This window comes from Lacipirellula parvula, from assembly GCF_009177095.1.
GTDB classification, from domain to species: Bacteria; Planctomycetota; Planctomycetia; order Pirellulales; family Lacipirellulaceae; genus Lacipirellula; species Lacipirellula parvula.
In genome coordinates this window covers 1255766-1268495 of record NZ_AP021861.1, presented here as the reverse complement: position 1 = coordinate 1268495, position 12730 = coordinate 1255766, and the positions used below count along the sequence as shown (strand labels likewise).

The following is a 12730-nucleotide window of genomic DNA, read 5'->3' as shown; positions in this document are numbered from 1 at the left end:
GGGATTCCCGCGTCAGGGCGAGTAGCCTTACTGCGATGCCTGCTGGCGTGGCGGAACCCCTCACCCAACCTTTCCCCGCGGGGGAGAGGGGCTGAATTTCAAAGGACGAGATGATGTATACGCCCATCGGTAGTTCTGCGCCCCATTTGGATCCCAAGCTCGCGGCTGCGATGCGGGATTACCAACGTCAGCGTCAAATGACGCTCGGCGATCTGCTGCTCGAAAACCGCGTGATCTTCCTGCAAGGCGAGATCTACGACGGCAATGCGAATGAAATCGTGATGAAGCTGCTCTATCTGCAGAGCGAGAATCGTCGCAAGGACATTCACTTCTACATCAACTCGCCGGGCGGCAGCGTGAGCGCGACGCTGGCGATGTACGACACGATGCAGATGATCACGCCGAAGGTGGCGACCTACTGCGTCGGCCTGGCTGCGAGCGGCGGCGCCGTCTTGCTGGCTGGCGGCGAGAAGGGAAAGCGTTTCGCTCTGAAGCACGCGAAGATCATGATCCACCAGCCGCACGGCGGCGTCGGCGGTCAGGTCTCCGACATCGAGATTCAGGCGAACGAGATTATCAAGACTCGCCACGCACTCAACGAAATCCTTGCCAGCCACACCGGCAAGACGAACGAGGAGATCGGCAAGGCGTGCGATCGCGACTACTACATGACCGCACTCGAGGCGAAGGAATTCGGCCTCGTCGACGACATCCTCATTAAGCCCCCCGGCAGCGAAGAAGCCGAGGAGGAATGACGAAATCAGAATGACGAATGACGAATGAAAATCAGATAGGGTCTCACCGCGTCTTTTCATTCGTCATTCGGGCTTCGTCATTCGTCATTTAGCTCACAGCGACCACACTTAAACGGATTGCCTCCCATGCCGCTCATTCCATACGTCATCGAAAAGTCGGGCCGCGAAGAGCGGGCGATGGACATCTACAGCCGGCTGCTGAAGGACCGCATCGTCCTGCTCGGCTCGGGCGTGAACGATGAAGTGGCGAACAGCCTCGTGGCTCAGTTGCTGTTCCTGCAGTCGGACGACCCGAAGGCCGACATCCATCTCTACATCAACTCGCCAGGCGGCAGCGTCACCGCCGGCATGGCGATCTACGACACGATGCAGTTCGTCACCTGCGACGTGGCGACCTACTGCATCGGTCAGGCCGCCTCGATGGGCGCCGTGCTGCTAGCTGCCGGCGCCGCTGGCAAGCGTCACGCGCTGCCGAACGCTCGGATCATGATCCACCAACCTTCCGCGGGCATGGAAGGGACGGCCGAGGACATCATGATCCACGCCACCGAGTACCGGAAGACGAAGGAAAAGCTGAACCGGATCTTGGCCGAACACACCGGCCAGACGATGGATCAGATCGAAAAGCACACCGACCGCGACCACTTCATGTCGTCCGCAGAGGCCCAGGAATACCGGATCATCGATCAGGTGATCTCGAAGATGGGCGGGCAGTAAGTCGCCTCGGGCAGCCATTTGCGGAAGTTTGAAACCGCCGATGGACGCAGATGAACGCTGAGCAGCTGCGGGGAGTTTCCAAGTCCTCCCTTCAGTTTCGCTCGCGTTTCATGGCGTTCATCGGCGGTTTTGTTCGTTGCTGGGGGCGTTTCTGGCCCCGGGCTCCGTCCGGGGGTGGGCTGCCATTCCGCAACGCGTTCCCTGACGCGCCGTCACCCCCGGGCAGAGCCCGGGGCTAGGGGAGTGCTATCGCCCCCGCGAGTCCGCTTGACGGCGTTGGCCCGTTTTCTTATCTCTCGGCTCGCATTTTCATAGGCCGGGCCGACATCGCGCGCACGAAGCGCCGAGCCGGCCTAGTCGACTGCACGTCTGCTGCGAGGCGAGCCACGGATGGCCGAGCCGAACGTAACTCATCTGCATCGCAACGCCGCCTGGAGCGGTCTGTTCTCCGCTGGCCGCTGCGCCGCCCTGGGGCTGCTCTGCCTGTCGTTGGCGTCGTCCACCGGTTGCCGGCATATCGACAACGCTCAGGTCGACGTCCTCGAGAGCGAACTGCGGAAGCAAGAAGATTACATCTACGAACTCGAAGAGTATCTCGTCGAATATTCCGAGAAGCTGCGGGAAGCGCGGGCGATGCAGTGCGAGACCGTGATCTCGACCTCGCCGAGTTCGACGCCGGCCCGCAAAGAACCGACGATTGATACCGATGCGGTGAGGCGGCCGACGCTGCCGATGAACGGGCGGAACAAGCTCTCGGCGCCGAAGGCTTCGCTCCCGGCTCCACCGGCGACGACCGATGCTCCGCTCGCTGGCGAAGAAATCCCGGCCGGACCGGGCGGCACGCCAGCCACGCCTGCTGGGACGGGCGTTGAAGTGGAAGAGCTTGAGATTGAGGAAGTTAATCCGGAAGAGTTGGAAGCCCCGGCGCTCGAGATCGGCCCAGGCGTTCACATGACGCCGCGGCAACGCAGCGTCGAGGTCGCCGCCAACCAGCGGTCGGCGAGCGACGGGCCGCTGCTGATTCCCGATCCGATCGACTATCAAGCCGATGGCGACGACGCCACGGCGATGATTACCGCTCAGCCGGCGCCGCCGACATTCGATCCGGCTGCGGAAGCGGCGAGCGAACTTGCGACCGCCGAGCCAACGCTCCCGCTGAACGAACCGGTGCTCGCCGCGCCGCAGCAAAATGGCCAACGCCTGACCGCCGACCATCTGCAGATTCGCCGGATCTTCGCTGAGCAAGATGAGGCAAAGACTGGTCCCCTCCAAAGCTTGCTGATCGTCGTCGAAGCCCTTAACTCCACCGAGGAACCGGTTGGAGCGGAAGGCGAAGCGTCGATGATGATTATGGCCACCGATGAAACGGGAGTCATGCGGGCCGTCGAACGCTGGGACTTCACCGCAGCGGAAACGGCCTCGGCGTGGCAGTCGTCGCATCTGGGCGATGGGCTTCACTTGGAACTGCCGATGAAGAAGGGCCCGCTTCCCGAAGGTAACCTGGAACTTTGGGCCCGTGTGGTCGCCGCCGATGGTCGCAAGCTGCTGACCAAGGCGCCGCTAACGCCTAGCGAGCTTGTGTCGGTGAACGATTTCGTTCCCGAAGCGGGCTTGGCTGCCGCGCAGGCGGAGCCAGCGCCGCTAACGCCGGTAGCGATGCCGGAGGAGCCGAACGTCAATGCGGCCCCCGAACCCATGCAAGTGGCCGCGGCGCCGGTGACGAAGGCGTCGGCCGAAGCGGGCCCGAAGACCGCTTGGCGGGCATCGACGGTGCGGCTTAACGAAAACCGCGTGGCGTCGACCGCGGTAGAAGGATCGCACGGCGAGCCGAGTTGGAAGCGGAGTTCAACCGCCGCGGCCAGCGGCGATGCGAAACGCGATTGGGCGCCATTTCGGTAACGGCCGCGTGGTGGGGTGATTTAGCCCCCGGTTCTTCAAACCGGGGGTGTGCGATGTCGCGCAAGCGTACCGGACGCCGTATCGCCCCCGGTTTGAAGAACCGGGGGCTAAAATGGGCGTGATGTTGCGTGGTCGCGTCAGCGCACAAAAAAAAGACCGCAGAGGTCGTCGCATGACGAACACTCTGCGGCCTTCGATCTTTTCAACCTCGCCCGCCATACGGCAGGGCAGGGGAGAGCTTAGGCGAACTTGCCGATCTTCGCGATCAGGTCGGCGGTGCGGCAGCTGTAGCCCCATTCGTTGTCGTACCAGCTGACGATCTTCAGCAGGTTGCCGTCCATCACCTGGGTCCACGGGCCCGCGAAGATCGAGCTGTGGGGATCGCCGATGATGTCGGTCGAGACGATCGGGTCTTCGGTGTAAGCCAAGATGCCCTTGAGCGGGCCGTTGGCGGCTTCTTTCATCGCGGCGTTGACTTCCTCGACCGTCACGTCACGCGACATGAGGGCGGTGAGGTCGACGACGCTGCCGGTCGGAACCGGAACGCGAAGCGAGATGCCGGTCAGCTTGCCCTTGAGGGCCGGCAGCACCAGACCGACGGCCTTGGCGGCGCCGGTCGACGTCGGAATGACGTTCTGGGCGGCGCTACGCGCGCGGTACGGATCCTTGTGCGGCATGTCCTGCACGCGTTGATCGTTCGTGTAGGCGTGGACCGTGGTCATCAGGCCCTTCACGATGCCGAACTTTTCTTGCAGCACCTTGGCGACCGGGGCCAAGCAGTTGGTGGTGCAGCTGGCGTTCGAGATGCACTTCAGCTCGGGCTTCAATTGGTCGTCATTGACGCCGAGGACGCAGGTCAGGTCGGCGCCGTCGTCGGCCGGAGCGCTGAGGACGACGCGCTTGGCGCCAGCGGCCAAGTGGCTGTCGTAACCCGGGGCGCCATCCTTCGCACGCTTCGTGAAGAAGCCGGTCGATTCGACGACGACGTCGACGTTCAGGTCTTTCCACGGCAACTTGGCCGGGTCCTTCTCGGCGAGAGCCTTGATCTTCTTGCCGTCGACGATGAGGTTTTGCTCGTCGTACTCGACCTTGCCTTCGAAGCGACGGTGCGTGCTGTCGTACTTCAGCAGCGTGGCGAGCATCTTGTTGTCGGTCAGGTCGTTGATGGCAACGACTTCGAACTCGCTGGGGCGAGCGTGGAGGTTGCGGAACGTCAGACGCCCGATGCGACCGAAACCGTTGATTGCGACGCGAATGGCCACTGAGTTTCTCCTTCGTTGGCAAGTCGTGGACTGAATATGGCGGGACCTGGCGGCGCCAGGCTAATCGTTGCAGTCACGCGAGTCGCCCCGCCCTGCAAGCTTCGCTGTCGGGCGGGGAAACGAGGAATTATACTGCTGCGTAAAGTGGCCTACAACCGGCTGGAAAGCGGGCGGCGAGCAGCTGCAAGCGTTCAGCTAAACAATCTCAATTTAGCGCATCGATTATTCGCAGCGGCTGCGACTTCCCGTATCGCTGACAGCTGAGTGCTGACCGCTGAAAGCTCCCGAATGACCCGTCCTGATCGCCCAACCTGGCAACTTCCTCCCGGCGTTTCCCGCGGGCTGTGGGACTACGTCCACACGCCCCACATCGCCGACGACTACGACGATTACTTCGCGTTCAACAGCCTGTTCGAAACCGACGGGGCAATTCTGCGTCGACAGTTCGATCGGCCGGGACTGGTAGCCGATTTGGGCTGCGGCACCGGACGGGCGTTAGTGCCGCTGGTGAAAGAGGGGCACCGCGGGCTGGCGATCGACCTTTCCGACCACATGCTGCGGGTGGTGCAGGGGAAGGCCGACGACGAAGATCTGCCGATCGATTGCGTGCGGGCGAACCTGGTGGAGATGGACGCGATCGCCGACGGCGCCGTCGATTACGCGATGTGCATGTTCAGTACGCTCGGCATGATTCGCGGCCGGGCGAATCGCCGAAAGGTGCTGCACCACGCGCGACGGATCCTCAAACCGGGCGGTAAGTTCGTGCTGCATGTGCACAACTATTGGTTCAACCTCCGCGACCCCGAAGGTCCGTGGTGGGTGATCGGCAACGTCGCGACGGCGCCATTCCGCCGCGACATCGAAGTCGGCGACCGCTGGTTCCCGTATCGCGGACTGCCGAGCATGTTTTTGCACGTCTTCCGCTGGCGCGAACTCGCGGCCGACTTGCGTTCGGTAGGGTTCAAGATCACCGAACGCGTGGCGCTCGACGCGGCGCGGCGCAAGCCGCTCGATCGACCGTGGTTATTGCCGATGCTGCGGACGAATGGCTGGATCGTTACTTCGGAGCGGCCGCAGGAATAACGGCCCGAACCATGCGTCGACGAATCGCCGAATACGCGCCGGTGACGCTGCTCTGCATTGTCGCGCTGTGGCAAATGGTGCAGCTGAGCCGGTTCCCGGAGCGGGCCCGTTGGAAGGGCGGCGGCTTCGGGATGTACTCGGAGCTTTACAGCCTGCGGCACTTTTGCCGCTTCGACGACGACCGCAGCGACGAGCTGTCGCGCGAAGAATATCAGGCGGCGGTCCGCGAGTTCATGCACGCCGGTCGCGAGGAGCGGATTGATCTGCTGTTCGCCGACTTGCAGCGGCGCGGGCAGCCGATCGAACAGATCATCGTCGCCCGCAAACGTCTGGAACGCGACGGCGACCAATACCGCGTCGGCTATGTGCGCGGCAGCGAGTATCCGCCAGCGGCGGAGGCGCGGTGATGGGCAAACGTCGCCCCCGAGAGAGCCGCCGGCTGGAAGGCGCCGCAGCAGCAGCGCCGGCAGGCTGGCTGCGCGAGCCGGCGACCATCGCGTTGTTGCTGATGCTCGCAGTCGTGTCGCTCCATCTTGGCGACAAGCTCATCGGCGGCGGCATGGGCCGGGCGATCGGCCTGGGGCTCGCGCTGGGCGCGATCCCCTTTCACGCGGCGCTCTATTCGCCGTGGCTGTGGGGCGCCGCGACGCTGCTCCTTGGCTGGTGCGCTTTCGGAAACGCCGCGGCGGCGAACCACACCTACCTGCTGACGTACGCGGCGCTCGCGCTGACGCTCGCCCTGCGGCTGCCGACGCGCGACGAGGCGATGGATGCAGCCGCCACTGCCGTGCGCTGGCTGCTGGTCGCGGTGATGACGTTCGCCGTGGTGCAGAAAGGTTTGTCCGCAGACTTCCGCGATGGCAGCTATCTCAGCTACCTGATGCTGACCGGCGGGGTGGGGCAACTCGCCTGGGAGGCAGGCGTCGCTCCGGAGACGCGCCGCGTTCTTGAAGAGAATGTGCGGCGAGATCAGCAGTTCACGCCGACGAGCCGCACGTTTGAACGCGATCGGGTGACGCTGCTCAATCCGTTCGGCAAGTGGCTGCCGTTGTTCGTGGCCACGTTCGCCGTCGGCATTCTTGTCGCCGAAGCGGTGCTGGCGGTCGGCTTCGCCTGGCGCCCCGATTCCGTCTGGCCGCACGCATTGTTGCAAGCGTTCGGGGCGAGTCTGCTGCTGATCCGCCCGGAGACGGTGTTCATCGCAACGCTCACGGCGGCCGGCGCGCTCAGTGCGAGGCGCGCCGACCGCCGTGTGCTGTACGGTTACGTGGCGTTGGGCTGCGTGGCGATCGTACTCACTCTCGCCGGGGTGACGTCGCGCTTGGATGGCGGCTAAATCGCCGTCGTGCGACCGCCAACCCCAACAGCGATGTGGCTAGCAGCGCGCCGGTAGCAGGCTCGGGGATCAAACTGGCCGTTGCACTCAGCGAGCTGAACACGGGCGCCGCCGAGCTGTAGAGCTGCGGGTCACTGATTCGAAGGTTGAAGATCAGCCCGATCGTCGAACCTTGGATATCGAGAGCGACGCCGCCCACGCGATCGAAGGCGAGGCCAGCCGCAGTTTGACCGGCAAACTTCAGCATCACCGGTAAGCTGCTTCCCGCGGGATCGGTGAGGAGTACGCTCAATGAGAAGGACGTCGGCAGCGGCGAAATGTTGCCGACTTGGGTGATGTTCGCCGCCGTGCCGCCAGGCGTCGTGACGCCAATGGCCAAATCAATCGGCGGGTCGACGTCGTCGGTGTCGACGATGACGTCGAAGAAGAGTTCGTTGGAGGTCTCGCCCGTCGAAGTAACGCCGTTGTGAAGCTGCAGGGTGCCGGCGCTGCGGAGATCCGACTTCGCCTCATAGAGCGGGTTGACGCCAGAGCGGCCCGATTCGCTGTACGCGATCTCGACGTCGACATCGTCGAACCCAACGACGCTATCGAAGAAAACTTCGCGCGCCGTTGCGGGCAAGGCTTGAACTGACGCGATGCCCAGCATGGCGAGAAGCCAGGTTGACTTGGAACTCATTAGCGGATCTCCCAGGGCGAGACGGACGGCAACGACGCACGGTCGCTGCTTGCGAGGAATCAAGGCTGAATGCCAGAAGAGCTGCGGTTACGATAACTTCGCACCGCGGCGATTGCCACCGAATTCGCTGCCTGCTGCATGAGAACCTGGGAGTTTTCTGCAGCATGCAAGCAGCGCCAAACTTCAGAGACTTTGGCCTGAGCGAGTGCGCTGCGGTTCCTACAAACTCGTCCGCTTGCCAAATTTCGGAATGTAGCGTGGGACCGTTTGTTGGTACGCGGCATATTGCTGACCGAAGTGGGCGAGCAAATCGCGTTCTTCGACGAGCGCCGCGGCAACCATGTAAGCAGTTAGGCCGATCGCGAACAGCAGATGGCCGGCCGTCATTGTCGGCGTCGCCCAGAACGTCAACGCCCACGCGACGTATAGCGGATGTCGAACATGGCTATACAACCACGGCGTGCGAAAGGCGAGTGGCTGGCACTCGCGGCCTCGCAAATAGCACCAGACTTGTCGCACTCCGAAGAGATCGAAGTGATTGATCATCAAACTCACCACCGGAACCATCAGCCAGCCGATGGCGAACAGCGTCCACAGGACGCCGCGCGCAGTCGTGTTCTCCACGTTCCAGACGACGGCGTCGATCGGCCGCCACTGCCAGATGAGCAGCACGACGGCGAGGCACGACGCGAGCACGTAGGTGCTCCGCTCAATCGGCTGCGGAACGATGCGCGTCCACACTCGTTTGAACGCCGGCCGCGCCATTAGCGAATGCTGCACGCCGAATCCCAGCAGCAGCGCGAGGTTCACCGCGACGGCGGCGCCAACGGACGAAGTAACCGGCGCGTCGATCGACTTCGCCACAAACAAGTTGCCAGTGAACGCGCAGAACCAAGCGTAGACCGCCAGGAACGCGAGATAGCAAGCGATGCCGTAAACGAAAAACATCCAACGCTTCATCAGTGGCCTCTCCGCTCTGTCGAGCTTCATGCGGGCGTACCGACGCCGTCATGCTACGACAGAGGGCGCCATCGACGCCAATGGAAGCGACTTTCCGAGCGATTTGTTACGGCCGGTCGCGGTGTGTTAGGCAATCACGCAGTCGGCTTCGATCTCGATGAGGGCGTCGCCGTCGATCAGCCGCGGGACTTCGACGATCGTGGTCGCCGGGCGGATATCGGCGAAGACCGAGCCGTGCACGCGGGCGACTTCTTCCCACTTGCTGACGTCGACGACATACATCCGCGTGCGGATGACGTGCTCAAGCTTGCCGCCGAGGGCTTCAATCGCCGCTTGGATGATGGCCAGCGAGCGGGCGGCCTGTTCGCCGACGCTCTTCGCGTAGGTGCCGTCAGCGTTGACGCCGACGCAGCCGGTGACCGCGATGAGGTTCCCCGAGCGGACGGCCCGGCTGTAGCCCATGATCGGTTCCCACTTCGAGCCGCTGGAAGCACACTTGCGGCCGGCCCGCTCTTCGACGGTGATCTTGATGTCGGACATGTTCGGGCCTCTCTGGCGGCTAACGCTGAAATAGGGACGGAACCGAGATGAAACGAGGGACTCGAAGAATACCTGCCCGAACGTGGTTTTTCTAGGAGCACGGGCCGTCTGCAACGCTTGGGAGGACCGACGGGCGACCATTGCCCCGCGGCTGGCGCCGAGGCTCGTTGACGCCGGGCATTCGCGTCGATTAGCCTGAATTCATGGCCAAAAAACCGTCCAATCCCGAGCCTGCCCGCCGTTCCTCGCGGATGACCGTGCCGAAGTTCACGGCCCTCAAAGGGACGGGGCAAAAGATCTCGATGGTCACCGCGTACGACTACCCGTTCGCCAGTCTCGTCGACGAGGCGGGCGTCGAGGGTGTGCTCGTTGGCGACAGTATGTCGATGGTCGTCCAGGGGCACGAGAACACGCTACCGGTGACGCTCGACGAGATGATCTACCACGCCGAAATGGTTGGCCGCGCGGTGAACCATGCGCTCGTGGTAGTTGATATGCCGTTCCCGAGCTACCACCTCGGCAAGTTCAAAGCGATTGAAAACGCCGGCCGCATTCTCAAAGAGACGCGCTGCCAGGCAGTGAAGCTGGAAGGAGGCGTCGAGCAGGCCGACACGATCGCGGCGCTCGTCTCCGCTGGCATCCCGGTGATGGCTCACTGCGGCCTGCGTCCGCAGAACGTCCACCAACTCGGCGGCTACCGCGTGCAGCGTGACGAGCAGGCGCTCATCAGCGACGCCTGCGCGGCGGCCGAGGCAGGGGCGTTTGCGATGGTGCTCGAATGCATTCCGCGCGGCATCGCGGAGAAGATCACCGGCATGCTCTCGATCCCCACGATCGGCATCGGCGCCGGCGCCGACTGCGACGGCCAGGTGCTCGTGCTGCACGACATCCTCGGCATGGCGAGCGACTACTCGCCGCGATTCGTGAAGGCGTACGCCGACCTGAAGTCGACGGTGGTCGATGCAGTGCGCGGCTTCCGCGACGAAGTCCGCGGCGGGGAGTTTCCCGCGGCGGAGCATACGTTTGAGTGATGCGCCTTGAGCGTCGATTCGCTCACTTCAAATGCAACTGGCACGCGCCCGAGTCGCACGACGAGGCGCTCAGCCGATAGCGATTCCGTGCGATCCACCGGTAGAGCGGTCGCCACACGAGCATGCTGCCGGGGAAGTAGAGCACCGGCGCCGCCCACCAGAGGCGACGCAGTCGGCCGGTAAGGTAACGGATCGCCGCCGGGCCCCAGTGCCGGTTGCCGTGGCGATCGACGATCACCATTTCTTCCATCATCCGTTCGTGCGGCAGGTCGGGGAACCGCTCGCGAACTTCGGGATCGTGCAGCGAGAGGTACGCCAGCTTCCCGCGGCAATCCCACCATGGCAGCTTGCTGACCTGGGCGGTGCAGATGCCGCAGTCGCCGTCGTAGATGACGACGTCGGCGTCGGGCCGGTCGGCAGGGCGGGGCAGGGGAACGGTAGGCTGCACGGACATCAAAGGATCTCACAGTAGCCGCGGGTCAACGACCCGCCGGAGCGACGGGCGAAAACAGCATAGTCCCAGCGTCTCAACCACTAAACCGCCAGAATCCGCCGCCGTTAACAGTTTACCCCTCAAATGGCGCCCAGGACGAGCGGTTCAGCGTGACCCGTTCGGCCGGCGCCGATACAATAGCTGTCGGCCGACGATTCGTCTCCGCCTCCCCGTTTTCAGGAACGCCCGCCATGGACCAGATCCGCCAGCAAGTTGCTCGGGCCCGCCGTCGACTGTGGATGGAGCTGTTTCTCAATCGGCTGGTCCATTGCTGGTTCGTGGCGCTGATCGTCGCGGCCGTGGCGATTGCGGTGCCGAAGTTCGTCGCCGTCGAAAACCTGCCGGCGGACTGGACAGCCTGGTGGCTCGGCGCCGCGTTCGTCGGCGGCCTGGGCGTAGCCCTCGGCTGGATGTTCTTCCGTGGCCGCAGCGAACTCGAAGCCGCGATGGAAATCGATCGCCGCTTCGGATTGCGGGAGCGCGTGGCGAGCAGCCTCTCGCTGCCTGCCGAGCTGTCCGAAACGCCTGCAGGCCAAGCACTGCTGAATGATGCGGTGCGGGCGGTGAGCCGGTTGGAGATTTCCCAACAGTTCCGCGTTCGCGTTGGCAGCATTGCGCTGCTGCCGCTTGCGCCGGCGCTGCTGACGGCGGCGCTCATCTTGCTCGTCGACAATCAGCAGGTGCAAAGCAGTGCCAGCCCGCAAGCGAACAAGCTCACGCCGCAAGCGCTGGAGAACACGACCGAGGCGCTGCGGAAGAAGCTCGTCGAAAAACGGAAGGAAGCGGCGAAGAAGGGCCTCAAAGAGGCCGAGTCGTTGCTGCTCCAGGTCGACAAGAAGGTCGAGAAGCTCGCCGACAAGAAAGACGTCGATCGCAAGCAGGCGCTGGTGAAGATGAACGATCTCGCCAAGCAGCTGAATGATCGCAAGGAAAAGCTGGGCGGCGATCAGGAGCTGAAAAAGCAGCTCGCCAGCATGAAGGATTTCAGCAAAGGCCCGGCCGAGAAGATGGTCGACGCGATGAAAAGCGGCGACTGGGATCAGGCTCAGAAGGAACTCGATAAAATCAAGGAGCAGCTGAAGGCGGGCAAGCTCGACAACGCCGGCAAGCAGCAATTGCAGAAGCAGCTCGCGCAATTGCAGAAGAAGCTCGACCAAGCCGCGGCCGGCCAGCAGCAGGCGATGGACCAGCTGAAGCAGGAGATCGCGAAGCAAAAGCAGCAAGGCAACCTCGCCAAGGCGGGCGAGATGCAGCAGAAGCTCGACCAAATGCAAAAGCAGCAACAGCAGTCGGAGCAAATGCAAAAGCTCGCGCAGCAAATCGCCCAGGCGAAGCAGGCGATGGAAAAGGGCGATCAGCAGGCGGCGGCGCAAGCGATGGACCAAATGTCGCAACAGCTGGAGCAAATGAAGCAAGACATGGGCGAGAGCGAGATGCTCGACGCCGCGATGGATCAGCTCGAGATGGCCAAAGCGTCGATGAGCTGCGAAGAATGCCAGGGCGCCGGGTGCGAAAAATGCCAAGGCGGCGGCAACATGAATGGACGCTTCGGCCAAAAACCTGGCGGCCAAGGAAATGGCAACGGCAAGGGAATGGGCAAAGGCCGCGGCGGCGCCGGCACCCGCGACGAAACCGACGCCGCGTTCCGCGACACGCAGGTGAAGCAGAAGCCAAACCAAGGTCCCGCCGTGATCACCGGCGAGGCCGACGGCCCGAACCTCCGCGGCAACGTCCGCGAGGCGATCCAGGAAGAAATGGCTGCCCAGGCGAGCGAGCCGGCCGATCCGCTGGTGATCGAGCAGCTTCCCCGCACTCAGCGTGAAAACGCAGAGGACTATTTCAACCGATTACGCGACGGCGAGTAGCGATTGCTCCGCTGCGGTTGGGCAGCGATTCTCCCCGTTATCCCGGTTAAACCGGTTTTTGCGCCGCCTGCTGCGCGCTGGCGGCGTAACTTTCAGGAGCGCCACGCCGC

The 12730-nt window shown here is 63.5% G+C and carries 13 protein-coding genes; 8 read left to right on the top strand and 5 right to left on the bottom strand.

Going from position 1 to position 12730, the window contains the following annotated elements:
• The first annotated feature begins 113 nt into the window (after positions 1-113).
• The 3 genes from PLANPX_RS04655 to PLANPX_RS04645 all read left to right on the top strand — a co-directional run bounded on the left by PLANPX_RS04655 (position 114) and on the right by PLANPX_RS04645 (position 3371).
• Positions 114-755, top strand: coding sequence for a ClpP family protease (locus tag PLANPX_RS04655; protein WP_198421897.1), 642 nt, complete (start codon positions 114-116; stop codon positions 753-755).
• 126 nt (positions 756-881) lie between these two features.
• Positions 882-1472, top strand: coding sequence for an ATP-dependent Clp protease proteolytic subunit (locus PLANPX_RS04650; RefSeq protein WP_152097604.1), 591 nt, complete (start codon positions 882-884; stop codon positions 1470-1472).
• Between the two features lie 390 nt (positions 1473-1862).
• Complete coding sequence (locus PLANPX_RS04645) at positions 1863-3371, top strand: hypothetical protein (protein ID WP_152097603.1); 1509 nt, start codon at positions 1863-1865, stop codon at positions 3369-3371.
• A gap of 239 nt (positions 3372-3610) precedes the next feature.
• Here the strand turns inward: PLANPX_RS04645 and gap are convergent, their stop codons facing one another.
• A complete protein-coding gene (gene gap / locus PLANPX_RS04640; protein WP_152097602.1) occupies positions 3611-4633 on the bottom strand; it encodes a type I glyceraldehyde-3-phosphate dehydrogenase in 1023 nt (340 codons plus the stop codon).
• Between the two features lie 288 nt (positions 4634-4921).
• On the opposite strand from gap, the gene PLANPX_RS04635 reads away from it, so the two are divergent.
• The 3 genes from PLANPX_RS04635 to PLANPX_RS04625 are packed head-to-tail and all read left to right on the top strand — an operon-like array spanning position 4922 to position 7052.
• Positions 4922-5716, top strand: a complete 795-nt coding sequence (locus tag PLANPX_RS04635) for a class I SAM-dependent methyltransferase (RefSeq protein WP_152097601.1) — start codon at positions 4922-4924, stop codon at positions 5714-5716.
• Positions 5717-5727: 11 nt separating this feature from the next.
• Complete coding sequence (locus PLANPX_RS04630) at positions 5728-6123, top strand: hypothetical protein (RefSeq protein ID WP_152097600.1); 396 nt, start codon at positions 5728-5730, stop codon at positions 6121-6123.
• Positions 6123-7052: a hypothetical protein gene (locus PLANPX_RS04625; RefSeq protein ID WP_152097599.1), complete on the top strand. Its 930-nt coding sequence runs from the start codon at positions 6123-6125 to the stop codon at positions 7050-7052. The genes PLANPX_RS04630 and PLANPX_RS04625 overlap by 1 nt, the downstream gene beginning before the upstream one ends.
• On the opposite strand, the gene PLANPX_RS04620 is transcribed toward PLANPX_RS04625, so the two are convergent.
• The 3 genes from PLANPX_RS04620 to PLANPX_RS04610 all read right to left on the bottom strand — a co-directional run bounded on the left by PLANPX_RS04620 (position 7012) and on the right by PLANPX_RS04610 (position 9231).
• Positions 7012-7731 carry a PEP-CTERM sorting domain-containing protein gene (locus PLANPX_RS04620; protein ID WP_152097598.1) on the bottom strand — a complete coding sequence of 240 codons (720 nt, stop codon included), beginning with the start codon at positions 7729-7731 and terminating at the stop codon, positions 7012-7014. The two genes, PLANPX_RS04625 and PLANPX_RS04620, sit on opposite strands and share 41 nt — an antisense overlap.
• Before the next feature lie 219 nt (positions 7732-7950).
• Positions 7951-8691, bottom strand: a complete 741-nt coding sequence (mddA, locus tag PLANPX_RS04615) for a methanethiol S-methyltransferase (RefSeq protein ID WP_152097597.1) — start codon at positions 8689-8691, stop codon at positions 7951-7953.
• 126 nt (positions 8692-8817) lie between these two features.
• Entirely contained in the window at positions 8818-9231 is a 414-nt protein-coding gene (locus PLANPX_RS04610; protein ID WP_152097596.1) for a RidA family protein, read from the bottom strand.
• A gap of 203 nt (positions 9232-9434) precedes the next feature.
• Between PLANPX_RS04610 and panB the strand changes: the two genes are divergently transcribed.
• Positions 9435-10262: a 3-methyl-2-oxobutanoate hydroxymethyltransferase gene (panB, locus tag PLANPX_RS04605; RefSeq protein WP_152097595.1), complete on the top strand. Its 828-nt coding sequence runs from the start codon at positions 9435-9437 to the stop codon at positions 10260-10262.
• 22 nt (positions 10263-10284) lie between these two features.
• On the opposite strand, the gene PLANPX_RS04600 is transcribed toward panB, so the two are convergent.
• A complete protein-coding gene (locus PLANPX_RS04600) occupies positions 10285-10716 on the bottom strand; it encodes a thiol-disulfide oxidoreductase DCC family protein (RefSeq protein WP_152097594.1) in 432 nt (143 codons plus the stop codon).
• Between the two features lie 230 nt (positions 10717-10946).
• On the opposite strand from PLANPX_RS04600, the gene PLANPX_RS04595 reads away from it, so the two are divergent.
• Positions 10947-12620 carry a hypothetical protein gene (locus PLANPX_RS04595; RefSeq protein WP_152097593.1) on the top strand — a complete coding sequence of 558 codons (1674 nt, stop codon included), beginning with the start codon at positions 10947-10949 and terminating at the stop codon, positions 12618-12620.
• Positions 12621-12730: the final 110 nt, after the last annotated feature.